The sequence below is a fragment of the Neotamlana sedimentorum genome, from assembly GCF_000943565.1.
Lineage (GTDB): Bacteria > Bacteroidota > Bacteroidia > Flavobacteriales > Flavobacteriaceae > Neotamlana > Neotamlana sedimentorum.
The window spans coordinates 1-23,755 of sequence record NZ_JTDW01000023.1 but is presented as its reverse complement, the minus strand read 5'-3'; the positions used below and the strand labels follow the sequence as shown (position 1 = coordinate 23,755).

The following is a 23,755-nucleotide window of genomic DNA, read 5'->3' as shown; positions in this document are numbered from 1 at the left end:
CTTCCATTTCACTATTCTTGAAAAACCACTCATAGTCTTATAGTTGCCTTTTCTAATAAATATATTGTTTAAAGCACTTATTTTGCCGTTTATAGTGGCAAAAATCATTTGTTTAGTGGCCTTCGCACTGGAATTCTATTTTAAATCAAGAGGTATTTCACAAACAGGGATAGGAACCATTTTATGTTGGTTAGCAGTATTGAAACGCTTGTAAATGTTAAAGACCTCTTTATCTCTGCCTGTAAAATCATCGGCAGTTTTACCTTCATCGTTCATTTTCATAGCCCATTCTAATTCTGGGTATGAAGCTCCAATTTGGTCCTCATCAGTTCTGTCGTCACCCCAAAGACCATCCGTTGGTTGGGCGTCAATAATTTCTTGGTTTACGCCCAAAAATTTAGCAATTTCATAAACTTCTGTTTTTAGTAAATCTGCTATTGGGCTTAAATCGACTCCACCATCGCCATATTTAGTATAAAAACCAACACCAAAATCTTCTACTTTGTTTCCTGTACCGGCAACCAAAAGCTTTTCTAATGCAGCAAAATAATAAAGTGATGTCATTCGTAAACGAGCTCTTGTGTTTGCTAACGACATAAAGCGCTCTTCTTCATTATCAACAGGAGGCAAACTTACTACTAAATTATCAAATACTGGAGTTAAATTAACTTGAGTCATTCTTACAGCATCAAAGTTTTCTTGTAACCAATTTATATGGTTTAAAGCTCTGTTAATTTGTGATGATGCTTGGTGAATAGGCATTTCTAAACATAAAAGTTGTAAGCCTGTTTTAGCACAAAGTGTTGAGGTTACTGCAGAATCTATACCGCCTGAAATTCCAATAACAAACCCTTTAACTCCTGCTTTTACTGCATAATCTTTTAACCAGTTTACTATGTAATCTACAACTTTTTCTGTTTGCATATTAAGTGAATTTAATTATGATAATAGTACCTTTGTAAACAAAAATAAACTATACGTTTAATTTATAAAAATTTATGGTGTTTAAGTTTAAAGCTAAAATTAAAATTATTGCGTTACTTTTTTTAACCGTTTTATATTCATGTAAAAAAGAGAATAAATTAGAAACCGAAATCGGAAAAATTAATTTAGATATTGAGATTGAGCGTTTCGATCATTTTTTTGCTAATGTAAATGCCGAAAAACTACCTAAATTAAAACAGGCATATCCATTTATGTTTTCAGAAAAATTTAAGGATTCATTTTGGCTTGCCAAGAAAAATGATACTTTACAGCAACAGCTTTTTAAAGAAGTAGATAAAGCCTTTGGCGATTTTACTGATACTAAAATAGAGATAGAATCGCTTTTCAATCATTTAAAGTTTTACTTTCCAGAATTTTATACTCCTCGGATTATAGCCATAACTAACGATGTAGATTATCGAAACAAAGTAGTTGTAACCGATACTATTGTTGTTTTATCGTTGGATACGTATTTAGGAAGTGAACATGAGTTTTACAGTGGAATACAAAAATTTATTCGAGCTAATTTTAATAAAGAACAGTTGGTTGTAGATATGGCGGAAAAATATGCTCAGAAATATATTTATCACCCGCAACACCGAACCTTATTGGATGAAATGATTTACTTTGGCAAAATTCTTTATTTTAAAGATAAAATTGTGCCTTTTAAAACTGAAGCACAGCGAATTGGTTATTCTCAAAACCAGTTAAATTGGGCTATTGAAAATGAAAGTTACATTTGGCAGTATTTTGTAGAGCGCGAACTGTTATTTAGTACCAGCTCTAAATTACCTGGACGTTTTATAGTTGACGCACCGTTTAGTAAGTTTTATTTAGAAGACATTGATAGTAGCTCTCCTGGTAAAATAGGACAATATATTGGTTGGCAAATTGTACGTGCTTACATGAATCAAAATAGTGTTTCATTTAAAGAAATGCTTATTACAAGTACTGAAGATATTTATAACAATACAAAATTTAAACCCAGAAAATAATGGCAAATATTACCTCTAAAATAGAACTTAATGTAGAACTTGATGAAAACCGCGTACCAGAAAAATTAAACTGGACAGCTCAAGATGGTGGTATAACAAACGAAGAAGCTAAAGCAATGATGCTTGCGGTATGGGATCATAAAGCTCAAGAAACTTTGCGTATAGACTTATGGACAAAAGATATGCCAGTAGATGAAATGAAAGTGTTCTTTCACCAAACATTAGTTGCTATGAGTAATACTTTTAACAGAGCAACACAAGACGAAAAAATGACAGCAACTATGAAAGATTTTTGCGATTACTTTGCCGAAAAATTAGAATTAAAAAAATAGTAAAACTACTTTCTATATAAAAAGTAATTGTTTACTAAATCGATATAAATTTGTTTTGCCTTATCTTGAGTTATATTTTTAACTTGAAATAAGGCATTTGTTTTAAATGCGTTTATTATGGCTTTTTTACTTTTTGGTCTACTATAATCGTTAGTAGCCTTTTTATAGTAAGCGTAAAGTTTTAATAATGTATCTGCAGGAAACGGTTCGGTATGTGCGTTAACTCGCTTTACCGCCTCTTTAAATGCAATATCAAGTTCTTTTTTATTCATTTAGTTGTGCAATTACACTTTCTCCACCACGAACTTTTTGGTTAAGTGTTACTTTAATATTAGTATCCAATGGTAAAAATACATCTACTCGAGAGCCAAATTTAATAAACCCAGAGTCGCTGCCTTGTTCCGCCTTTTCATTAACTTTAGCATAATTAACAATTCGTTTTGCTAATGCACCCGCAATTTGTCTATGCAAAACTTTTCCATAAGTACTGTTTTCTACAACTACCGTCGTTCTCTCGTTCTCTTCACTTGCTTTTGGATGCCATGCCACCAAATATTTTCCAGGATGGTATTTGCTAAAAATAACTTTTCCACTAATTGGATACCGTGTTACGTGTACATTTAAAGGGGACATAAAAATACTTACTTGTAGTCGTTTTTCATTAAAATATTCTTTTTCAAAAACCTCTTCAATAACCACCACTTTACCATCTACAGGCGATACAACATGGTTGTCGTTTAAGGCAGTATGACGCCTTGGATTTCTGAAAAATTGTAAAATCAAAACTAAAAATATAACCAGCCCAATTAAAATTAAAGTTCGTAACCAATTAATGGAAACAAAATTATCGACTAGTAAACACGCGGCAACAACAGTTACCAGTGTAATAAAAATTATTTTATGACCTTCTTTATGAAACATAATGTAATATTCTTAAAAATAAATATATAAATGGTGCGGCAAAAATAATACTGTCTAAACGGTCAAGTAAACCACCATGACCAGGCATAATGCCTCCACTATCTTTTACGTGAGCCTGTCTTTTAAATTTTGATTCTATTAAATCGCCAAAGGTGCCAAAAACACTAATTATAATGCTTAAAATTAGCCAGTTGGTAAAATCTAGCGTATTTGTAAAATTAGCAATAAAATAACTAACTACACATGAAAAAAATAAGCCGCCTAAAAATCCTTCAACTGTTTTTTTAGGTGAAATTTTTTCGAATAGCTTTTGGCGCCCAAAGTTTTTGCCTACTAAATAAGCAAAGGTATCGTTACTCCAAACTAAAATAAAACACCCAAACAAAATATTTGAATTAAAGGAGTCGAAGTAGTTCGCTATTAAAACTAAAAATACAAATGCACTAGATAAATAAAAGGTAGTAAGTAAATAGCGTTTTGTGAAAAACAACGGAATTCGCTTTACCGAAAACAAATCTTGAATTAAAAATAAGTTAACAAAAATTGAAAATACGGTAAGGATTTTTATGGCTTCGCTTAATCCTAAACCGGTATTTAAAATGGTTTGCCAATATCCAAAAATACCATAAAGCAAGACAAAAATAATGTACGGTATGTAGCTTTTAAATTGAATAAGTTTTTTAAACTCTGCCAAACAAGCCAAACCAAAAATAAAAAGAAGTGCTATTAGTAAATGTTCGAATTGTAAACAGAAAACTAGTAAGGCAACATATAGTAAACCAGAAAGTGAGCGCGTAAGTGTTTCTTTCATTACTACAAATCTTCTAAAAGCAGAAGGTATAAATTTTTGGAACTACTGCCGTAATTTAAAAAGTTTTTGTCTTCCTTCTCAGACTTAAAATTTTTAATAGTAGTTATGTTTGTTGGTATACTTTGTTTGTTGTTGTTTTTTATGCCACGTAAACCTTCGCCAATATTTTCAACTAATTGGCTAGTGGTTGCAAAAACAATAAGATTAAAAGGTAATTCGTGAAGTTTTTTCTCGAAAATTTGTTTCGATGATATTAGTAATGAGCCATCATTGGCTATTAAGTTCTCACAGGTGGTTAAAAAATAGGTGGCCTCTGAAAGATTTAAGGTAGGTTTTAAACTGGTGTTTTTAAACTTTTTTCCTAAGTTTTTGTCAAAAACTAATGCCTTATCATTATTCCAATTGTTTTCAATAATTATATTTTCAAAATTATCGAAAATTTCGGTTAAATCTTCACAATATAAGAACTTGCCACCATTGCCTTTAAAGTTTATCGTAAACTTTTCATCAATGGGTAGCTTAATTTCTGGCATGTATTTGCCACGGTCATCCGATTTAATTTCTTCATCAGATGACTTAAGTTTTGAACCAAAAAACTTTCTAAAAAAACTCATTTAGTGGATTTGCTATTAATCTCAATTCCTTGGATGATGCCCAAATATAAAAAATCTTAAATTAACCGTGTGATTAATTTAAGATTTTTACCAAAACGTTAAGAATAAATTACTATTCCTGTTTTTTATCTATATCTTCAGAGACCTTTTTTGCTATTGGGGCTTCCTTTTCGAATGCACGTTTGCCAAATATTTTCTCTAAATTATCTTTAAAAATAACTTCTTTTTCTAGTAAAACTTCAGCCAGTTCTGTAAGCTTATCTTTATGCTCTTCAAGTAAATCTAAAGCACGTTGGTATTGCTTTTCAATAATTTCAGAAATTTCCTTATCAATTAATTCCGCCGTTTGTTCGCTATAGGGTTTAGAAAAACCATATTCGCTTTGTCCAGATGAATCATAATAAGTTAAGTTTCCTACTTTATCACTTAAACCGTAAACGGTAACCATCGCACGAGCTTGTTTAGTAACTTTTTCTAAATCGCTTAAGGCACCAGTAGATATTTTATCGAAAATAACTTTTTCTGCGGCACGACCACCAAGAGCCGCACACATTTCGTCTAGCATTTGCTCTGGGCGAACAATTAAACGTTCTTCTGGTAAATACCAAGCAGCACCTAAAGAGCGTCCGCGCGGAACAATAGTAACTTTTACTAATGGAGCGGCATGCTCTAACATCCAACTTACTACGGCGTGCCCAGCTTCATGAAAAGCCACAGCTCGTTTTTCGCTTGGTGTAATTATTTTGTTTTTCTTTTCTAAGCCACCAATTATTCTATCTACTGCATCAAGAAAATCTTGTTTATCAACAGCCTTTTTACCATTTCTAGCAGCAATTAAAGCCGCTTCGTTACACACATTGGCTATATCTGCTCCAGAGAATCCTGGTGTTTGCTTTGAAAGAAAATCTAAATCTAAACCTTCAGATTTTTTTAATGGGCGTAAATGCACTTCAAAAATTTCCTTGCGTTCACGAACGTCTGGTAAATCAACATAAATTTGTCTGTCGAAACGTCCAGCACGCATTAAAGCTTTATCTAAAATATCGGCGCGGTTTGTTGCGGCCAATACAATAACATTAGTATTTGTACCAAAACCATCCATTTCGGTAAGTAATTGGTTAAGTGTGTTTTCGCGCTCGTCGTTACTTCCAGACATGGCGTTTTTACCTCTAGCACGACCAATAGCATCAATTTCATCAATAAAAATGATAGATGGCGATTTTTCTTTGGCTTGCTTAAACAAATCACGCACACGGGATGCACCAACACCAACAAACATCTCGACAAAATCGGATCCGGATAGTGAGAAAAATGGCACTTTTGCTTCGCCGGCAACGGCCTTCGCTAATAAGGTTTTTCCAGTTCCTGGAGGCCCTACTAATAAGGCGCCCTTTGGAATTTTACCTCCTAAAGTAGTGTATTTTTCTGGGTATTTTAAAAAATCTACAATTTCTTGAACTTCCTCCTTTGCACCTTCTAAACCGGCAACATCTTTAAATGTAGTTTTTACTTTAGTATTCTGGTCAAAAAGTTTAGCTTTAGACTTACCAATGTTAAAAATTTGTCCTCCGGCACCTCCTGCAGCACCTCCAGACATTCTACGCATTATAAAAAACCAAACACCGATTAAAAGTATGAATGGTAAAATTCCAATTAAGAAATCTCCCCAATAATTTTCGTCGGTTTTAAGGCTATAAATATTATATTTACCTATCTCTTTGAGATCTTTTTCAAAGTTTTCAAGGTTGCCAACTTCAAATTTATAATTTGGTAATTTGGTTGTTGAAGGTAAAAAAGTTTGCGGAATGGAGTTTTTATGAATGTCTTTCGCTTCTGCTTCTTTTGTTAAGTACACAGTTGCGATTTTGCGGTTAACCACAATCACTTTTTCTACATCACCTTGTTCTACAAAATTGAAGAATTCCGATGGTGTAATAGATTGTTCGTTCTGGTAATTAGCACCGCTAAAAACCTGAAATCCAATAAAAATGGCGATTAATATTCCGTAAATCCAGTAAGGACTAAATTTAGGTTTTTTGTCTTTGGAGTTGTTATTTTCGTTTGTCATTGTTGTTTTTTAGTAACTGGTTTCTATAATTGTTGTTTTGGCATCGCCCCAAAGGCTCTCAATATCATAAAACTCGCGAACATGTTTTTGAAACACATGCACTACAACATTTACATAATCAATTAAAACCCATTCGGCATTATCGACACCTTCGGTATGCCACGGGTTATCTTTTAGTTCTTTACTTACTTTTTTTTGAACGGAGTTAACAATAGCGTTTACTTGTGTGTTTGAAGTACCTTCACAAATTATAAAGTAGTCGCAAACGGTATTTTCTATATCTCTTAAATCTAGAAGATTAATTTCTTTACCTTTAACATCTTCAATGCCACTTATTATTACAGATATGAGTTGGTCTGCGCTTATATTTTCTTTCGCCATTAAATTTATTTAATTTATGCAAAGTTATTATTTTTTTAGTTCTTTACAGTTTAAAAATTCTTAAGATTTTTTTACTAAAAATAACAACCTTTTAATGTCTATTATCAAACTTAATGCCATCGATTCTACAAACTCGTTTTTAAGAGAGATGATTGCTAATGGATATGTGGCAGATTATACGGTTGTTGTTAGCCAAAACCAAACCAAAGGTCGCGGACAAATGGGAACGGTATGGAATTCTGAAGCAGGTAAAAACCTCATGTTTAGTGTGTTTAAAGACTTAAAGGTGTATGAAGTAGCGTTCCCGTTTTATATTAGTATGGCTGTTTCGCTTGCTATTTTAAAAACCTTAAAAGCCTTAAATGTGCCTAATTTATCTATAAAATGGCCTAACGACATTTTGTCAGCTAATAGCAAAGTTTGTGGTGTTTTAATAGAAAATGTCATTAAAAATAAATTAGAGTCTACAATTATTGGGGTGGGTTTAAATGTAAATCAAATAAATTTTAAGGGTTTACCTAAGGCGAGTTCGTTAAAAAAAATTACTGGTGTACATTATAATATTGATGAAATGTTACACGACATTATCGCGAATATTAAGTTTTATGCTGAAATGCTTCAAGCTGAAAACTACAAAGAGGTAAAAGATGCTTATGAAGCAAACTTATTTAGAAAAAATAAACCTTCAACATTTAAAAATGCTGAAGGTGTTATGTTTTCTGGTTTTATAAAAGGTGTAACCAAATACGGTAAATTAATGGTTTTACTTGAAGACGAAATAATTGAAAAATTCGACTTAAAAGAAATTACCTTAATGTATTAAATATTAAACCGCTTTAGGCATATTGGTTGCCAAGGTCTCTAAAAATTTAGTTATTGGACTTTTTATCATCATTGCCATCATTGGGTTAAAGTCACCACTAAACTGTAATTGTACTTCGCTAGAATTGGCATCAACCTCAATAATGTTTCCAATTAACGAAAAATCTATTTTACCACCTGCAGCACCTAAAATAATTTTGTTAGGTGGTATAACTTCTTTCTTTTTTAATATAATTTCTGGCATGCCTTTAAGTGCAAAAAGAAATTTATCGTCGTCTAAAACTTCAAATTTGCTTATATTTTCGGGCATTAAAGATTCAAAATTTTTAATGTCTGATAAAAAATTAAAAACAGCTTCAGGCGATTTTGAAACACTAACCTTTGGGGATTCTAAATTCATTTTATATGTATTTTATTATGTTTTAAAGTCGAGTTAAATAGCTCAACTACATTTTTATAATCAAATTGTGTTCCATTCGCTAGGATTGGCATTCCAGGCCGATAAAGTTTTTATTTCTTTTTCGGTAATATAATTAGTTTCTAATGCTTTTTCTAGTAAGGTCTCGTAATTTCCTAAAGTGCGTAAAAATACGTTTTCGTTTTCAAAATTTTCTTTTGCAACATTAAATCCGTAAGTAAATATAGCCACCATACCTTTAACTTTAACACCAGCGTCGCGCAAAGCTTTTACCGCATTAAGACTGCTTTTACCAGTACTAATTAAATCTTCAACTACAACGACATTTTGGCCACTTTCAATAAAACCTTCAATTTGGTTTTTACGCCCATGTCCTTTTGCATCAGGTCTTACATAAATAAATGGCAAGCCTAAATACTCTGCGACTAACATACCTATTCCAATTGCTCCAGTTGCAACACCCGCGATAGCGTCGGGTTTGCCATACTGTTCTTCAATATGTTTGGCCATGGTTTCGCGAACATAGTTTCGAATAGTTGGAAATGATAGAATAATGCGATTATCGCAGTAAATTGGAGATTTCCATCCAGAGGCCCATGTAAATGGCTCGTGCGGGCTAAGTTTTATAGCTTTAACTTGCAATAAAACTTCAGCTGTTTTTTTAGCGGTATCTTTATTAAAAATCATGTGGGTAAAATTACACATAAATTTAATTTTATCTATGAGTTAATTCTCGATAAAAAATAAATTTTTCAACAATGTTGTAATTAAAAAATGATATTTTTACCCTAATTATAATTTAACACATAGCCCTTATGTATAAAGCTTTTGTTGGAGATAAACCTATAGTTTTAACTACGAGTAAAGAGAAAGTACCACATTTTAAGAATTATAAACTGCGTACGGTTAATATTAAAAAGGTTATAAAAAAGCTGCAGACTAAATCAGATTTACAAGGAGTAAATTTAGTTTATAAAAAAGAAGAAAAGCTTTTAAAGAAGTTTTTAAAAAAATTACCTAATGTAGTAGCTGGTGGCGGAAAAGTTTATAATTCAAACGGTGAGGTGTTGTTTATTTATAGAAATGATAAATGGGATTTACCTAAAGGTAAGAAAGAACGAAAAGAATCTATTGCGGATAGTGCTATTCGAGAGGTTGAAGAAGAAACAGGAGTTAAGGGTTTAGAGATTGTAAAACAATTAGATACGACTTACCATATTTTTAAGCGCAATGGCCAATATAAAATAAAAGTAACATATTGGTTTGAAATGAAAACTAATTATAAGGGTAAATTACATGCTCAAGAAAACGAAGGCATAACCAAAGTGAAGTGGCTTAATCCAAAGCAAATAGAAAAAGCTTTGAAAAATTCGTATGCTAATATTAAGTTGTTGGTTTAGTTTTCTGCATTAAAGAATACCTTATAATAATGCATTTTTTTTACATCGTCGTACCCACGCTCTAAATACTCGGTTGATGCTTCGGGAGCATCAATATCTAGTTTTATTTGTATGTTAGTATCTAATTTAATATCGGTTTTAATTTTTCGTTTTTCTTTACTTACAACTGCTTCAGCAACGTCAAAACGGTTGCGTATTACTATGTTTTGTTCGTCTTCGAAGTTTTTTTTGTAATTATCGAATTCACGCCTATTTTTCTCTTCATCAAATAGTTCTTCTTTAAATTCTTCAATATTTACGGTTTCGTGTTCTTTAAAAAAATCAATAGTTTTAGCTAAAAAGGAGTTTTGTTCCTGTTTGCCGTAGCTGGTATTAATTATATCGTCGGCAAAATCTTTACAAAGTTCAATGTATTGCTGGGTATGGTTGTTGGAATCGTCTGCGTATTTAATGTTTAAAAAATGATTTATCCAGTATTGCGCGTCATAATTATTATTATCGATACTAAATACAATAGGACCTTCTTCGTCTTTTTGATTTAAAATTAAACATCCTTTATCTACTTTTTTCGAGCTAATACCTTTTTGTACTAATACATCATAGTTATTATTTTCTAAATAGGTTTGAAAAAAGTTAACCTTACTTTCAATTTTAAAAACACCAATGGCATTTGTGGTTATGTCTCTAAATTCAATACCTTCAAATTCAACAACCATAACATCTCCAGTTTTTATATTTGCCGAGTTAGATTGTTCGTATAAATGAGTAACTATGTGTTTCGATGTTTCAATAAAAGTATCTTCATCGTTAAAAATTTGATTACTGTAGCTGTTAATTTCGTTTAAAGCAATGCTGGCATGATGGTTAAATCGGTAGCTTTGAACCACTGTGCCAAAGGGGCGTAGTAAAAAAGGTAACATTAAATCATAGCTAGCTTCGTCGAAATCGACTAACTTTTCAGAAAAAGCATTTTTAGTGTCATTAAATTTGTTACCAACTTTATGTATTATAAATTTTGAAATAGATGCATTTTTACGTGAAATCATAACAAGGTTTTTAATATTGCAATACTATTAAATTATGTTTACACTTTTATAAAAAAAGAACGCCAAAGCATAAAAAACTTTGGCGCTCAAAAAAAGATTTGAGGACTTGCGATTTTAATCGGTTGGTATTATATTTTAAAAGGAATATAGGTAGTTGAAAGAGTGTAAGGTTTTTTCATTTATTTATAAACTAATTAAATAGCTGTATAACAATTTAGTTTTATAAATATAGAAATATGTTTCTACATACAAAAGCTTAAAATTGAAATATTAATTTATTTGATAAATTATGATGGAGTTGCTTTCTCCTTTGGTTACAAATTCAAGATTTTTGTCTGTATCAATGTTTTCTAAATCGATGCTTGAATTTCCGTAAACTGGGAAGTTTGCTAATAGTTTTGATTGGCTATCAAATAAATAAACCTTATGTGCCTGTAAATCGGTTACAGAAATGTAAATTTTGTCGTTTAAATAAAAGAATTTACACGAGGTATATTCGCCAAAATCAAGTTCGGTAGTTTTGTTTTTAATGGTAAGCAGGTTTTCACTAAGTGTTACCAAAGTTTTGCTACTTGCATCTATAAAATGATTTGAACTTAAATTTAAAGGTTTTTCAGCGACGTTGCCTTTGGCATCTACTGTAAAAAGGTTTCCTGTGGTTGTCGTTGTCGTGAAGTTGTCTCGATATAAAAAAACAGGGGTATTTGCGTAACTTTCTTGAATTTTAGGGCTAACCCTTGTATTACCGCGTCGATCTAAAATATAAATTTTATTTTGTGTTTTTAAAACAATGTAATCTTTTCGGCCTAACCTAAAATGTTTAGGTTGTGAAATAATAGTATTGTTGGCCTTTTTGAAGTTAAACCCTTTTACAATTTTCCCCTTTACATTATAAAGTAATACGTTTTTATTTTGAGTAACTAAAAACCGATAGTTTTTGTTTTTATCATAATCAAAAACCGATAGTGGCTGCGTTATGTTGTCTTTAAATTTAATAGGGAATGGGCTAACGTCGTTTCCATTTCTGTCTATAACGTAAACCCGTTTTGGTGTTGCAAAAACAAGTTGTAATCTTCCGTTTTTATAAATATCAATTTGTTCTATTTTACCAAGAACAGGTCCATGAAGTGCTTTTTTCCAAAGAATTTTACCTTGATTAGAAATTAAATATAAATTATTGTTTACGTCTTGTACTACAATTTCTTTTTCACCTGTAATATGGTTTTTTACTAATTGAGGATCGTTTAAAATATCTTTATCGAGCTTCAAATTAAAGGATTCGGACACCGAGTTTTGATATACAACACGTTTGCTCTTTTTTATGACAGCGTGTAAATGCGCAAAATTATTATCGTAAACAAACTGAATTGCCGAAGCATCATATTTGCTAACATCAAAATTAGCCGATGTGTCTTCATTTTTTCTTATAATATTTTCTAAAGAAGCCGGATTAATGACTTGTAATAACGATGAAGCTTTGCTGAGTTTTTCGTTTACCGATTTAAAATATTGAGTTTCTACAAGAGTGGTTTTGTTTTGGTAGCTTGCAATTATATTTTGAAGCGTTTCTAGGTTGTTGCTAAAAACAAAAAAGTTATCGATTGTACAATACATTGATAGGTTTGCGGCCGAAACAAAAGGAGATAAGGTTTCCTTAAATAGTTTAGTTGTGCTAAAACTGTAAATATCCACTTCCCGATAGGTGTCTGTCATATTTTTTTCGGCAGCTAAAGCATCGTTAGTGGCAATAACGTCTATAGAGTTTAAAACAACGGCGCGGTCGTTTCCTTCGTAAATTACACCTACTTCAATAACATCATGAAGTAGTGAGCTGCCAATAATAGAATCGGTTTTTTTGAATTTAGAAAGATTATTGTTGAAAGTTGTAAAGCTATCAAATGTAAAACTTAAAAAGCCATCGCAATTTGATGGTGCTAAGTTTTTAATTTGATTTTCTTGCGGAATCGTGCTTTTAAAAACATTAATTAAACTTTTAGTAGAATCTGAAGCATTGGTAATACCGTTAATTAAAATGGCATCTTGGGTAATATCAAAATCGGCGGCAATATAATTGCTAAAGTTTTTTAAGGATAATGAGTCTTCAATAAATAAAGTTTTATTATTAAAATCGCTTGTTTTAACTAATACAGAAAAGGCGTTGTTTTCGTCTAGCGCATTATAGGCTTTTAAAAAATTGCTGTTTATGGGTTTGTTAAAAACAGCTTCTGTAGCTTGTTTCGAAGACGAGGCGTAAAACGTACTGTCAATTAAAGTGCTGTAAAAAGTGGCCTTGTTTATGGTAGATTTTGTAATGGTTTTATTTTTGTATTTCAGGCTTTCTTCAGAGTAATTTGGTAAAGAGTCGGTTTCGAAAAAATTAGAATTTAACTTGGTAATTAAGCTGTATTGTAAGCTGTCGTTACCATCGTTAAACAAACAAATTAAAACTTCGTTTTTAGGATTTAAGTAACTTATTGCGTTTAGTTTGTTTTCTAAATTTTGGTAAGTGTTGCTTGTAGAGAGTTTGTTTAAAAAATCGTTGTTTTTAATGCTGTTTTTTAATCCGTCTAAATTCGAAGACTTTATAATTACCGAGGTGTTTTCTGGAACAAAATCTATGAGTTCAAGGTGTTCGGAATTGGAATAATTACAGTTAACTAACATTAAAGCTGTAAGGACTAAAAAAAGAAATCTCATATTAAATTAATGAATTTTTACAAATATAAAAACTTATAAATCTAACTTTAATTGTTCGGGTAATAATCTAAAAGATTTTCGATGATATTTTGTAATACCATATTTTTTAATGGCTTCTCGATGTTCTTTAGTAGGGTAGCCTTTGTTTTTTTTCCAATTGTACATAGGAAATTCTTCATGAATGCGACTCATATATAAATCGCGATGTGTTTTTGCTAAAACTGAAGCTGCTGCAATACTTAAAAATTTACCATCGCCTTTTATTATGGTTTCGTGAGGTATTTTTTTAAAAGGTTTAAATCTATTACCATCTACAATTATAAATTCAGGTTGCCTTTTTAGCTGTTCAATAGCTTTATGCATGGCTAAAATAGAAGCGTTAAGTATATTTATTTGGTCTATTTCTTCTTCAAAGATATGGTAAACGCCAAAATGTAAAGCTTCATTCTCAATAATAGGTCTTAAAATATCGCGTTTATTTTCGCTAAGTTGTTTCGAGTCTGTTAATATTTTATTTTTAAAACCGTTGGGTAGAATTACAGCCGCTGCGGTTACAGGTCCTGCTAAACAGCCTCGACCAGCTTCGTCGGTGCCGCATTCTAAAAAGTAATTCGAAAATTTAGATAAAAGCATAGTTTAAATTTAAAAAAAAAGTAAAGTTAAAGTTTGCCTATTTGGCAGTTTACAACTAAAAGGTCTTCTACTAAAAATTCGTAACGTTTGGTTTCATTTTTAGCCTTATTTCTTGCGAATCTAACAATTTGTTGAGTTTTATTTGTTTTTAGCTTTCGTTTTTACTGAATTTTAAAAGTGTTTAACGTTAAAATTTTGCTTTATTAAGATAATATTAGGAAATTCGTCGCAAGACTAATTCAAATATATAATTTATGAAATTAAAACTGAAAGGCTTTGTCATGCTATTTATGGTTTTGGCAGTGCAATTTTCCTTTGCTCAAGAAAAACAAATAATTGGTTCTGTTCTTGATGCAAGTGGTATGCCGCTTCCGGGTGTAACCATTATTGTTGAAGGAACAAGTAAAGGAGTAACATCAAATTTTGATGGCGAGTATCTCATCTCAGCGAAAGTAGGAGATGTTTTAAAATTTAGTTATGTTGGTATGCAAACCCAACTTGTTACCGTTGCCGATAGTTCAACGATTAACGTAACTATGAAAGAAGATGTAGAAAGTTTAGATGCCGTTGTAATTACTGGTTATCAAAACGTACAGCGTGAACTTTTTACAGGAGCTTCTCAAACAATTAAAGCGGCAGATGTTAAACTAGATGGTGTGGCCGATATTTCTCGAGCACTAGAAGGTAGAGCTGCAGGTGTAAGTGTACAAAATGTTACTGGTACTTTTGGTGCTGCGCCTAGAATTACGATTCGTGGTTCTTCATCTATTTTAGGTGATACTAAGCCTATTTGGATTATCGATGGTGTTATTCAAGAAGAAATTGTTAACCTTTCGGTTGCCGATTTAGTTTCGGGAGATCCAAACACCTTACTTAGTTCGGCTGTTGCAGGTTTAAATGCAGCCGATATTGAAAGCTTTGAAATATTAAGAGATGCTTCGGCTTCTGCACTTTATGGAGCAAGAGCATTAAATGGTGTGGTTGTTATTACAACAAAAACAGGTAAGAAAAACCAAAAACCTACATTTAACTATGCTGCCGAATATGCAGTAAGAGCGCGTCCTAATTATGCTAATTACGATTTATTAAACTCGCAAGAAACTGTTTCTGTTTATCGTGAAATGGAATCTAAAGGGTTTTTAAGTATGCCATCTGCCTTTCAAGGAAGATACGGTGGTATATATAATATAATGTATAGAGCTATAGATAACTATAATGCCGATACTGGACAATACGATTTAGAAAACACACCGGAAGCTAGAGCAGCATTTTTACAAAAATACGAGCTAGCTAATACCGATTGGTTTAAAACCTTGTTTAGAACGGCGCCAACCCAAACACATACTCTAAGTTTCTCTAGTGGTAGCGAAACGTCTACATCGTATGCTTCTTTGGGTTATTATACAGATAGCGGATGGACAATCGCCGACCGTGTTCGAAGAATTACTGGTAACTTAAGAAATACATATTACCTTTTTGATGATAAGTTAAAGTTAACAACACAAATACAAGGTTCTATTAGAAATCAACAAGCACCTGGAACATTCGAAAGACAAGAAGATGTTGTTGGTGGTTCATTTACCAGAGATTTCGATATTAACCCATTTAGTTATGCCTTAAACACCAGTAGAGCTTTAAGAGCTTACGATGATAATGGCGATTTAGAATATTCTAGATACAACTGGGCGCCTTTTAATATTATAAACGAAATCAATAACAACTCATTAGAGTTAAACGTTTCTGATATTAAATTTCAAATGCAATCAGAATATAAAATTAACGATAAGTTAAATTATAATTTCTTAGGTTCTGCACGTTATGTAACTTCAAATGGAGAACAGGGTGCTACAGAAAACTCTAACGTAGCTGGAGCTTATAGAGCAGACGAAACTACAATTGTACAAGATGCTAATACATTTTTATTTACCGATCCAGATGAGCCAAACTCAAGACCATACGTTGTGCTTCCAGTTGGTGGTATTTTAACAACAACTAAAAACACGTTAGTAACTTATACTTTTAGAAACACGTTAGATTATACTACGAGATTTAACGATACTCATGGTTTAAGAATTTATGGTGGTCAAGAATATCGCTATACCGATAGAACAAGTAGTTCTAACACAGGCTATGGTTATCAATTTGATAGAGGTGGAACTGTATTTACAGATCCTGGAATCCTTAAAAAAGCAATTTTAGAAGGTAGAGATTATTTCTCTTCTCAAGAAACAAGACAACGTGAAGTGTCTTTCTTCTCAAACATAACTTACGATTACAACAAAAAGTACGTGCTTAACGTAACTGGAAACCTTGAAGGGTCTAACCGTGCAGGTAAATCTTCAGATTCTAGATGGTTACCAACATATACTATTGGTGGTAAATGGAATGTAGATAAAGAAGATTTTATTAGAAACTCAAATGTAATTTCTAGTATGGCTTTCCGACCAAGTTATGGTCTTGTAGCTTTATTAGCAGATAATGCAACTAACAACTTAGCGGTTTTTAGAAATGAAGTTACCGATAGATTTAATTCTAACGATAGGGAAAACTACATCAATATTGAAGATTTACAAAATACCGAGTTAACTTGGGAAAAAACTTTAGAGTTAAACCTTGGTTTAGATATTGGTTTCTTTAACAACCGAATCATGATGAATTTTGATACTTATTTTAGACAAGGTATTGATTTAATTGATTTAATTAGAACAACTGGTATTGGTGGTGAGTCATTAAAACTTGGAAACAACTCTGAAATGAAAACCAATGGTGTCGAGTTTCAGTTAAATACTGTTAACATCGATAAAGAAAACTTTAGATGGAAAACAGGTTTCAATATTTCTCATTTTAATCAAGAAGTTACGTCGCTTAAACAAGAACCTAATGTATTCGATTTAGTTACTGGTCAAGGTAACGGTAATGCTATAGGTTACGCTAAGGGCGCATTATTCTCTTTCGATTTCCAAGGATTAAACGAATGGGGTTTACCTCAATTCTTAACAGACGATGAGGATTACGATCCAGAGAATCCTTACGATTTAATCGATTTCCAAGATACAGAAGATGTACTTGATTATTTAGTGTACGAAGGACCAACAGAACCAAATTTAACTGGTGGTTTATCAAATAACTTTAAATATAAAAACTGGGATTTTAGCTTCTTCGTATCTTTCTCTGCTGGTAATAAAATTAGATTAACTCCAGCATATAAGTCGGCTTACACCGATTTAGATGTTTTCCCAAGAGAATTTGTTAACCGTTGGTTAGTTCCTGGCGATGAAAACGTAACGAATGTTCCTGTTTTAGCGTCACAAAGTTTATTACAATCTTATGGTTCTAATAATTTAGAACGTGCTTATAACGCTTATAACTATTCTACCGAAAGAACTGCCGATGGTGGTTTTGTAAGAATGAAAAACATAACGTTAGGTTACAGCTTAGATTCTCAAACAATAAAACAATTAGGATTAAGTTCGTTTAGATTTAGCTTACAAAGCACAAATCCATTCTTAATTTATTCCGATTCCAAACTTGGAGGTCAAGATCCAGAATTCTTTAGATCTGGTGGTGTTGCTTACCCAATTTCTAAATTATACACATTCTCTCTTAATATTGGATTTTAATTAAATGACTATGAAAAATATAAAAAACAGAGTTTTATTATTGTGTGCAATAGCTTTCGTTTCTATTTCATGTAACGATATTCTAGATGAAAATCCCGATAATAGAACCACAATCGATTCTCCAGATAAAGTAGCAGAGCTATTGGTAGGAGCATACCCCGAAGCGGCATACGTAACATTTTCAGAGCCCTTCTCTGATAATGCCGGAGATAAAGGACCTAACGCCACTGGTGGTAGTGATTCTTTTAGAACCTTAAACGAACGTATGTATTTTTGGGAAGATATAAATACTACAGATTCAGATACTCCCACTAATTATTGGAATGCTGCATATAAAGCTATCGCACAAGCAAACCAAGCTTTAGTTTCTGTTGAAGAACTTGGTGGTGGAACCGATTTAGATTATTTAAAAGGAGAAGCTTTATTGTGTAGAGCTTATGCACATTTTATGTTGGCAAGCATATTTTGTAAAGCTTACGACCCTGCAACTGCAGCATCAAATTTAGGTATACCTTATGTGTTAGAGCCAGAAACAGTGCTTTTAGGAGAATACGAAAGAGGAACCTTAGCTTATGTTTACGAAAATATTCAAAAAGATTTAGAAGAAGGTTTACCGTTAGTTGAAGATAACTACGAAATACCTGGTTTCCATTTTACCAGAAAGGCAGCAAATGCTTTTGCTTCTAGATTTTATTTAAATATTGGAGAATGGCAAGAGGTAATAGACCATAGTACAATAGCTTTAGGTGGCGGATCTGGTGTTGGTGAAATACGAGACTGGAGTAATGCTTATGCGCCTGCAACCTATGCAGAACAAACCGCATTATATACATCATCTAGTTTAGAGCCCGCAAACTTATTACTAGTGTCTGCACCGTCAACTTATTCAAGATACCATTATAATGCCAGATACCAAATGAATAATAGCGTTGCTAGTGCTGTGTTTTTCGATGGAAATATTACAGGAAAGTCTTGGTCTTTTGGGGTTTATGGTTCTTCAGATTTGTATTATAACATACCAAAATTTCAAGAATACTTTAAAGTAACAAATCAAGCAGCAAATACAGGATCTGCGTTTGTAACGTATGTATTATTATCTACAGATGAAGCTTTGTTAAATAGAGCAGAAGCTTACGCTATGTTAGGTCAGTATGAAGATGCTACGGCAGATATCAACTTATCACTTTCTGTTAAAACAACTGGTTATACTAGTTCAGACGAACTTACAACTTCAGATATTGAAACAGAATACCAAGATTTAGCTGCCGATGTTTATACACCATATTATGGTATTTCTACCGAAGCACTGCCTTATGTAGCTGCTGTTTTAGATATTAAACGTACGGTGTTTTATAACGATGGTTTACGTTGGTTCGACTTAAAACGTCACGATGTTGAGATAACGCATTACGATTATTTAGGTAACGAATTTGTTTTACCTAAAGGAGATAACAGGCGTGCAATTCAAATTCCAGAATCGGCTCAGTCGTTCGGAATTGAAGAAAACCCAAGATAAATTTTAACCATAAATCAAATAAAAATGAAAAAAAATATAATATATACGGTTTTGGTTTTTACAATATTGATCTTTGTTTCTTGTGAAAATGAAGACAGTGTTACAACCACGCAAATTGATACGTCTACACCTATTTTAAATGAAACAGATGTATGGTTAAGAGAAAATTTTGTTTCTCCATATAATATTGAAATTTTATATAAGTGGAATATTAACAATACCGATATCAGCAGATATTTACATCCACCATACGAAGCCAGCGTAAAACCGGCTGCCATTGCTTTACAAAAAGCATGGATCGAACCTTATACAATTTTAGGAGGAGAAAATTTTATTAAAGAAATTGCACCGCGCCAATTTGTATTTGCTGGTAGTTTTAACTTTAATCCTAATAGTCCAACCATTACGCTAGGGGTTGCCGAAGCTGGTACAAGAATTACGCTATTTAATGTTGATTATTTAGATTTTACAGATATTAACAGTATCATTCAACCATTAAAAACGGTACACCACGAGTATGGGCATATTTTAAATCAAAATGTACCTTTAGATCCTGCATACGGACAAATTAACCCTGAAAATTACACCGCTCAATGGTTTAATAGAAGTGATGCTTTTGCTCGTGAATTAGGATATATTACGGCATATGGTTCTAGTAGTGAAGGTGAAGATTTTGTCGAAATGGTTTCAGAAATGTTAACACATTCAAAAGACGAGTTCGACGCTATTGTTGAAAGTATTCAAGATGAAGAGGCAAAGGCTCAAATTCGTTTAAAGGAATCAATGGTTGCAGAATATTATCTTACACATTTCGATATTGATATATACGAGCTACAAGAGTTAACATATGCTGCAATTCAAGAACTTGTAAACTAAAAAAAATACTATGAAAAATATTTTAAAAAATAATTATGTATTGCTATTTATCATGTCAATTCTTTTGGTGGCATGTAATAGTGACGATTCTAATGAGGTTTTCGACGAGGCTCCTGCAAACAGATTATCCCAAGCAAACGAGGAGTTATTAAATATATTAACGTCGAATACTCAAGGTTTTAAAGCGAGTTACTTTACGAAAAACGATGAATTTGGTGGGGTTACCTTTTTTATGAGGTTTAATACCGACGGAACTGTAGATATGACTTCAGATTTCGATGACGAAATCGAAATTGCATCTTCATCTTACGAAGTAAGAGTTGGTACTACTACAGAGCTTGTGTTTACTACAAGAAACCATATTCAAAAAGTAAGCGACCCTTTATTAGGCGGTTTAATTGGTACAGGTTTTAAAGGAACATCGGTATTCCAGCTTTTTTCAAACGAAGATGGAGAACTTGAATTTAAAGATGTGCGAAACAGAGATACATCATCTTTCGTTCTTGAACCAACAGGTTTTACAGATTTCGAAACCGAAAGTATCGAAATGGTTGAAGCTTCAATAGAGCAAAAGAATAATATCTTGCCGGAAGTAACATCTTCTGTTTTTCAAGTACTAAGAATGGATAATGCTAATGGTACTGTTGATTTTAATCTTAATTACGATACATTAAGACTTTTTGCAACGCCAACCTTAACATTAGATTCTGGTGATTTAGAAGAACTTAGCTTTGGTGTTATATTTACAGATACAGGTCTTAATGTAAACCCTGCAATCGAATACGAAGGCGAATCTTATACAGAATTTATTTATGATGAAGATTCAAATAGCTTTATCTCTACAGTAAATGGTACAACAGCTACTATTTTATTTTCAGATTGGCCAGCATATATCTCTAACGACATTAACGAAATGGCCCAAATCGATGGCGGTTTACCAATTTTCTTGTACCGACCAGGTTTAGGAGCAAATCCGCTTACTTCTGCTGGACACGATAATATTATTGAAAGCTTAGATGCCTTTTTAGCACAATTTGGTCTTTCTTTCTTCGATTATATTTTCTATTTCGATTTCGATGATAATGGTAATGTCTGCGAAGGATTTTTAAGTGTTAGAATTAATGGTTTACCATCTTTAAATTATTGTTTCTCTGGAGCAACAATTAACGACGACAGAACCTTTACTATGAGCTTCCAAGGAGCAGCAAATCAAGATAGTTTCGATTTACAATTTTTAGCTCAAGATATTATTAACTTTTTCGACAGCTCAGAAGGCATGGTTGGAGAACTTGAAGGTTCATTTCAAAGTGATACATTTAGCTATATAAATTTAGCAGCTACCTTTGCAAGTTTAGAAGATCCGTCATTAAGAGTTTATGGTTTATTCTTTTAAAAAACTAGCTTAGTGTGCTAATAAAGCACAAACAAAAAAGCCTTAACACAAGCTTGTGTTAAGGCTTTTTTTATTCGTACAAAACATAATATTTTTTTATCGAGCTCAATAATTAAAATATTTACGTACACTTTGCGTTCAAATATTTACTTTTGCCTCTGGAAATTTGGAACTATGAATAAATTAGTAACTACTTTATTGTTTTTATATGTTTTAAGTGCTTTAAATGCACAACAAAACGAGAAAATAATGTCTATAAAAAGTAAGAACGGCCAGAATCAACATCAAGATTCTTTAAATGTAGATGCAAACAAAAAAGAAAATAAAAAGGATAAAGAGCTAAAAGCGAATATAAAAGACTATCTAATTATCTCTCAAAACCGAGATACTACCTATGTCGATACCTCATTAACCATTCAAAAAGAATATAAATTTAATTATCTACGAAAAGATAATTTCGGGCTATTACGTTTTTCTAATCTTGGGCAAACTTACAACAGTTTAACCTACAATTTTGAAAACACCAGTTTAATGCCAGATTTTGGAGCTAGAGCAAAACACTTTAACTATACTCAAATTAGTGATGTTAATTATTTTAGGGTGCCTACTCCGTTAACCGAGTTGTTTTTTAAAACTGCATTCGAACAAGGTCAGTTAGCCGATTCTTTTTTTACAATAAATACCTCGCCACAATTAAACTTTTCGGTCGAGTATAAAGGACTTCGTTCCTTAGGTAAATATCAAAATATTTTAGCCAGTACAGGAAATTTTACATTCACAACAAACTACCAAACTAAAAACAAAAAATATAATTTGCGTGGGCACATAACCATGCAAGATTTCTTAAATCAAGAAAACGGTGGTATTATAGACGATAATATAGACGAATTCGAAAATGGAGATCCAGAATTTCTCGATCGCTCCATCTTCGAAGTTAATTTTGAAAATGCCGAAAGTTTTCTAAAAGGAAAACGTTTTCATCTAGAACACGATTATAAACTCATCAATAAAGCCGATTCGCTAGCGCAAAACAAACTAAGTTTTGCTCATATAATGTCTTTCGAAGATAAGTTTTACCAATTCGATCAAACCAGTGCCGATACCGATTACTTTGGCGAATCCTTTGTCTCCAGGGTACAAGAACGTGCAACACTCGAGAATTTTTACAATCAACTCCAATTAAATTATAGTAATAACCTATTAGGCGATGTACAATTTAATGTAAGTCATAATAACTACAATTACGGTTACAATAAATTAATAGTGTTAAATGGTACCACAATTACCAATCGCTTAAAAGGAAATATATACGCAGCAGGAGCAAAATATAACAAACAATACAAAGGATTTAATTTAAACGGAGAAGCAGGAGTAAATTTTGCAGGCGATTTCGATGGTAATTTTATAAAAGCACAAGCCTCATTTAAAATAAAAAGCGACATATCGGCTAGCGCTTCGTTAAATCATAGTTCTCAAGTGCCAAATTATAATACTTTGCTGCACCAAAGCGATTATATAAATTACAATTGGCAAAATAATTTTAGTAATATTCAAACCCAGCAATTGTCATTTAACGCAAAATATAAAAAGTTAGCAAACCTAACGGTCGATTATTCCACAATAACCAATTACGTATATTTTAAAAAGGACGAAACCTCACAACAAGTCAGTCCATTTCAAAATAGTGCAACCATAACCTATTTGCGAGCCAAACTAGAAAACGAAATAACCGTGGGTAAGTTTTCATTAAACAATACCATCATGTACCAAAACGTACAGGATACTAATAACAGTTTAAATGTGCCCGAGCTAAACACACGAAACACACTATATTTTTCAAGCCACTTATTTAAAAAGGCATTATACCTTCAAACAGGGCTAACAGTAAATTACTTTACCAAGTACTATTTAAATGCCTATAATCCATTACTGGCAGAATTTTATGTGCAAAACGAAACGCAATATGGCGATTTCCCATTAGTCGATTTCTTTTTAAACGCCAAAATTCGTCAAGCCCGTATATTCTTTAAAACCGAACATTTCAATTCCTCCTTTACAGGTTATAATTATTATTCGGCACCAAATTATCCATATCGCGATTTTATAATTCGCTTTGGTGTAGTTTGGAATTTCTTTATGTAACATCTAAAAAGAATAAATAAGGCATTCCCGCGCCAAAAAAGGTTGTCACGGTCGGGTTTTCCGCTATATTTTTTTGTACGTACCTT

The 23,755-nt window shown here is 32.4% G+C and carries 21 protein-coding genes; 9 read left to right on the top strand and 12 right to left on the bottom strand.

Going from position 1 to position 23,755, the window contains the following annotated elements:
* Positions 1–135: 135 nt before the first annotated feature.
* Positions 136–924, bottom strand: coding sequence for an NAD(+) synthase (nadE, locus tag PW52_RS16400; RefSeq protein WP_044634071.1), 789 nt, complete (start codon positions 922–924; stop codon positions 136–138).
* Positions 925–998: 74 nt separating this feature from the next.
* Between nadE and gldB the strand changes: the two genes are divergently transcribed.
* A complete protein-coding gene (gldB, locus tag PW52_RS16395) occupies positions 999–1,979 on the top strand; it encodes a gliding motility lipoprotein GldB (protein WP_044634070.1) in 981 nt (326 codons plus the stop codon).
* A complete protein-coding gene (gene gldC / locus PW52_RS16390) occupies positions 1,979–2,311 on the top strand; it encodes a gliding motility protein GldC (protein ID WP_044634069.1) in 333 nt (110 codons plus the stop codon). Before gldB ends, gldC begins: the two co-directional genes overlap by 1 nt.
* Positions 2,312–2,316: 5 nt before the next feature.
* On the opposite strand, the gene PW52_RS16385 is transcribed toward gldC, so the two are convergent.
* The 6 genes from PW52_RS16385 to rsfS form a co-directional block, all read right to left on the bottom strand.
* Positions 2,317–2,583, bottom strand: coding sequence for an acyl-CoA-binding protein (locus tag PW52_RS16385; protein ID WP_044634068.1), 267 nt, complete (start codon positions 2,581–2,583; stop codon positions 2,317–2,319).
* Positions 2,576–3,232, bottom strand: coding sequence for a phosphatidylserine decarboxylase family protein (locus PW52_RS16380; protein WP_044634067.1), 657 nt, complete (start codon positions 3,230–3,232; stop codon positions 2,576–2,578). Before PW52_RS16380 ends, PW52_RS16385 begins: the two co-directional genes overlap by 8 nt.
* The gene (locus PW52_RS16375) at positions 3,222–4,043 is read right to left on the bottom strand and encodes a phosphatidate cytidylyltransferase (protein ID WP_044634066.1); all 822 of its coding nucleotides are present in this window, start codon (positions 4,041–4,043) and stop codon (positions 3,222–3,224) included. The genes PW52_RS16380 and PW52_RS16375 overlap by 11 nt, the downstream gene beginning before the upstream one ends.
* A gap of 2 nt (positions 4,044–4,045) precedes the next feature.
* Positions 4,046–4,657, bottom strand: coding sequence for an LUD domain-containing protein (locus PW52_RS16370; protein ID WP_044634065.1), 612 nt, complete (start codon positions 4,655–4,657; stop codon positions 4,046–4,048).
* A gap of 112 nt (positions 4,658–4,769) precedes the next feature.
* Positions 4,770–6,725: an ATP-dependent zinc metalloprotease FtsH gene (gene ftsH, locus PW52_RS16365; RefSeq protein WP_044634064.1), complete on the bottom strand. Its 1,956-nt coding sequence runs from the start codon at positions 6,723–6,725 to the stop codon at positions 4,770–4,772.
* A 9-nt stretch (positions 6,726–6,734) separates the two neighbouring features.
* Complete coding sequence (rsfS, locus tag PW52_RS16360; protein ID WP_044634063.1) at positions 6,735–7,106, bottom strand: ribosome silencing factor; 372 nt, start codon at positions 7,104–7,106, stop codon at positions 6,735–6,737.
* 94 nt (positions 7,107–7,200) lie between these two features.
* Between rsfS and PW52_RS16355 the strand changes: the two genes are divergently transcribed.
* Positions 7,201–7,929, top strand: a complete 729-nt coding sequence (locus tag PW52_RS16355) for a biotin--[acetyl-CoA-carboxylase] ligase (protein ID WP_044634062.1) — start codon at positions 7,201–7,203, stop codon at positions 7,927–7,929.
* A 3-nt stretch (positions 7,930–7,932) separates the two neighbouring features.
* Here the strand turns inward: PW52_RS16355 and PW52_RS16350 are convergent, their stop codons facing one another.
* Positions 7,933–8,328: an SRPBCC family protein gene (locus PW52_RS16350; protein ID WP_044634061.1), complete on the bottom strand. Its 396-nt coding sequence runs from the start codon at positions 8,326–8,328 to the stop codon at positions 7,933–7,935.
* A 60-nt stretch (positions 8,329–8,388) separates the two neighbouring features.
* Positions 8,389–9,033 carry an orotate phosphoribosyltransferase gene (gene pyrE, locus PW52_RS16345; RefSeq protein ID WP_044634060.1) on the bottom strand — a complete coding sequence of 215 codons (645 nt, stop codon included), beginning with the start codon at positions 9,031–9,033 and terminating at the stop codon, positions 8,389–8,391.
* A 128-nt stretch (positions 9,034–9,161) separates the two neighbouring features.
* Here pyrE and PW52_RS16340 point away from each other — a divergent pair, with 128 nt between their 5' ends.
* A complete protein-coding gene (locus PW52_RS16340; RefSeq protein ID WP_044634059.1) occupies positions 9,162–9,746 on the top strand; it encodes an NUDIX hydrolase in 585 nt (194 codons plus the stop codon).
* On the opposite strand, the gene PW52_RS16335 is transcribed toward PW52_RS16340, so the two are convergent.
* The 3 genes from PW52_RS16335 to PW52_RS16325 form a co-directional block, all read right to left on the bottom strand.
* A complete protein-coding gene (locus PW52_RS16335) occupies positions 9,743–10,792 on the bottom strand; it encodes a nucleoid-associated protein (RefSeq protein WP_044634058.1) in 1,050 nt (349 codons plus the stop codon). The two genes, PW52_RS16340 and PW52_RS16335, sit on opposite strands and share 4 nt — an antisense overlap.
* Before the next feature lie 270 nt (positions 10,793–11,062).
* On the bottom strand, positions 11,063–13,489 hold the full coding sequence (locus tag PW52_RS16330; protein ID WP_044634057.1) for a hypothetical protein: 2,427 nt from the start codon (positions 13,487–13,489) through the stop codon (positions 11,063–11,065).
* Between the two features lie 33 nt (positions 13,490–13,522).
* Positions 13,523–14,122 carry a ribonuclease HII gene (locus PW52_RS16325; protein ID WP_044634056.1) on the bottom strand — a complete coding sequence of 200 codons (600 nt, stop codon included), beginning with the start codon at positions 14,120–14,122 and terminating at the stop codon, positions 13,523–13,525.
* Positions 14,123–14,376: 254 nt separating this feature from the next.
* Here PW52_RS16325 and PW52_RS16320 point away from each other — a divergent pair, with 254 nt between their 5' ends.
* The 5 genes from PW52_RS16320 to PW52_RS16300 all read left to right on the top strand — a co-directional run bounded on the left by PW52_RS16320 (position 14,377) and on the right by PW52_RS16300 (position 23,669).
* Positions 14,377–17,742 (top strand): SusC/RagA family TonB-linked outer membrane protein, encoded by a 3,366-nt coding sequence (locus PW52_RS16320; RefSeq protein ID WP_044634055.1) that lies wholly within the window; start codon positions 14,377–14,379, stop codon positions 17,740–17,742.
* Between the two features lie 10 nt (positions 17,743–17,752).
* On the top strand, positions 17,753–19,258 hold the full coding sequence (locus PW52_RS16315) for a RagB/SusD family nutrient uptake outer membrane protein (RefSeq protein ID WP_044634054.1): 1,506 nt from the start codon (positions 17,753–17,755) through the stop codon (positions 19,256–19,258).
* Between the two features lie 24 nt (positions 19,259–19,282).
* A complete protein-coding gene (locus PW52_RS16310; RefSeq protein ID WP_044634053.1) occupies positions 19,283–20,134 on the top strand; it encodes a substrate import-associated zinc metallohydrolase lipoprotein in 852 nt (283 codons plus the stop codon).
* A gap of 10 nt (positions 20,135–20,144) precedes the next feature.
* Positions 20,145–21,527 carry a DUF4302 domain-containing protein gene (locus PW52_RS16305; protein ID WP_044634052.1) on the top strand — a complete coding sequence of 461 codons (1,383 nt, stop codon included), beginning with the start codon at positions 20,145–20,147 and terminating at the stop codon, positions 21,525–21,527.
* Between the two features lie 174 nt (positions 21,528–21,701).
* The gene (locus tag PW52_RS16300) at positions 21,702–23,669 is read left to right on the top strand and encodes a putative porin (protein WP_044634051.1); all 1,968 of its coding nucleotides are present in this window, start codon (positions 21,702–21,704) and stop codon (positions 23,667–23,669) included.
* Positions 23,670–23,755 lie beyond the last annotated feature (86 nt).

Excerpts from the sequence above, each read along its gene's own strand:
- PW52_RS16380 (WP_044634067.1), bottom strand. The coding sequence starts at position 3,232 with ATGTTTCATAAAGAAGGTCATAAAATAATTTTTATTACACTGGTAACT.
- PW52_RS16305 (WP_044634052.1), top strand. The coding sequence starts at position 20,145 with ATGAAAAATATTTTAAAAAATAATTATGTATTGCTATTTATCATGTCA.
- PW52_RS16315 (WP_044634054.1), top strand. The coding sequence starts at position 17,753 with ATGAAAAATATAAAAAACAGAGTTTTATTATTGTGTGCAATAGCTTTC.
- rsfS (WP_044634063.1), bottom strand. The coding sequence starts at position 7,106 with ATGGCGAAAGAAAATATAAGCGCAGACCAACTCATATCTGTAATAATA.
- PW52_RS16340 (WP_044634059.1), top strand. The coding sequence starts at position 9,162 with ATGTATAAAGCTTTTGTTGGAGATAAACCTATAGTTTTAACTACGAGT.
- PW52_RS16325 (WP_044634056.1), bottom strand. The coding sequence starts at position 14,122 with ATGCTTTTATCTAAATTTTCGAATTACTTTTTAGAATGCGGCACCGAC.
- PW52_RS16330 (WP_044634057.1), bottom strand. The coding sequence starts at position 13,489 with ATGAGATTTCTTTTTTTAGTCCTTACAGCTTTAATGTTAGTTAACTGT.
- PW52_RS16375 (WP_044634066.1), bottom strand. The coding sequence starts at position 4,043 with ATGAAAGAAACACTTACGCGCTCACTTTCTGGTTTACTATATGTTGCC.
- PW52_RS16310 (WP_044634053.1), top strand. The coding sequence starts at position 19,283 with ATGAAAAAAAATATAATATATACGGTTTTGGTTTTTACAATATTGATC.
- PW52_RS16355 (WP_044634062.1), top strand. The coding sequence starts at position 7,201 with ATGTCTATTATCAAACTTAATGCCATCGATTCTACAAACTCGTTTTTA.
- PW52_RS16350 (WP_044634061.1), bottom strand. The coding sequence starts at position 8,328 with ATGAATTTAGAATCCCCAAAGGTTAGTGTTTCAAAATCGCCTGAAGCT.
- ftsH (WP_044634064.1), bottom strand. The coding sequence starts at position 6,725 with ATGACAAACGAAAATAACAACTCCAAAGACAAAAAACCTAAATTTAGT.
- PW52_RS16335 (WP_044634058.1), bottom strand. The coding sequence starts at position 10,792 with ATGATTTCACGTAAAAATGCATCTATTTCAAAATTTATAATACATAAA.
- pyrE (WP_044634060.1), bottom strand. The coding sequence starts at position 9,033 with ATGATTTTTAATAAAGATACCGCTAAAAAAACAGCTGAAGTTTTATTG.
- PW52_RS16300 (WP_044634051.1), top strand. The coding sequence starts at position 21,702 with ATGAATAAATTAGTAACTACTTTATTGTTTTTATATGTTTTAAGTGCT.
- nadE (WP_044634071.1), bottom strand. The coding sequence starts at position 924 with ATGCAAACAGAAAAAGTTGTAGATTACATAGTAAACTGGTTAAAAGAT.
- PW52_RS16370 (WP_044634065.1), bottom strand. The coding sequence starts at position 4,657 with ATGAGTTTTTTTAGAAAGTTTTTTGGTTCAAAACTTAAGTCATCTGAT.
- gldC (WP_044634069.1), top strand. The coding sequence starts at position 1,979 with ATGGCAAATATTACCTCTAAAATAGAACTTAATGTAGAACTTGATGAA.
- PW52_RS16320 (WP_044634055.1), top strand. The coding sequence starts at position 14,377 with ATGAAATTAAAACTGAAAGGCTTTGTCATGCTATTTATGGTTTTGGCA.
- gldB (WP_044634070.1), top strand. The coding sequence starts at position 999 with ATGGTGTTTAAGTTTAAAGCTAAAATTAAAATTATTGCGTTACTTTTT.
- PW52_RS16385 (WP_044634068.1), bottom strand. The coding sequence starts at position 2,583 with ATGAATAAAAAAGAACTTGATATTGCATTTAAAGAGGCGGTAAAGCGA.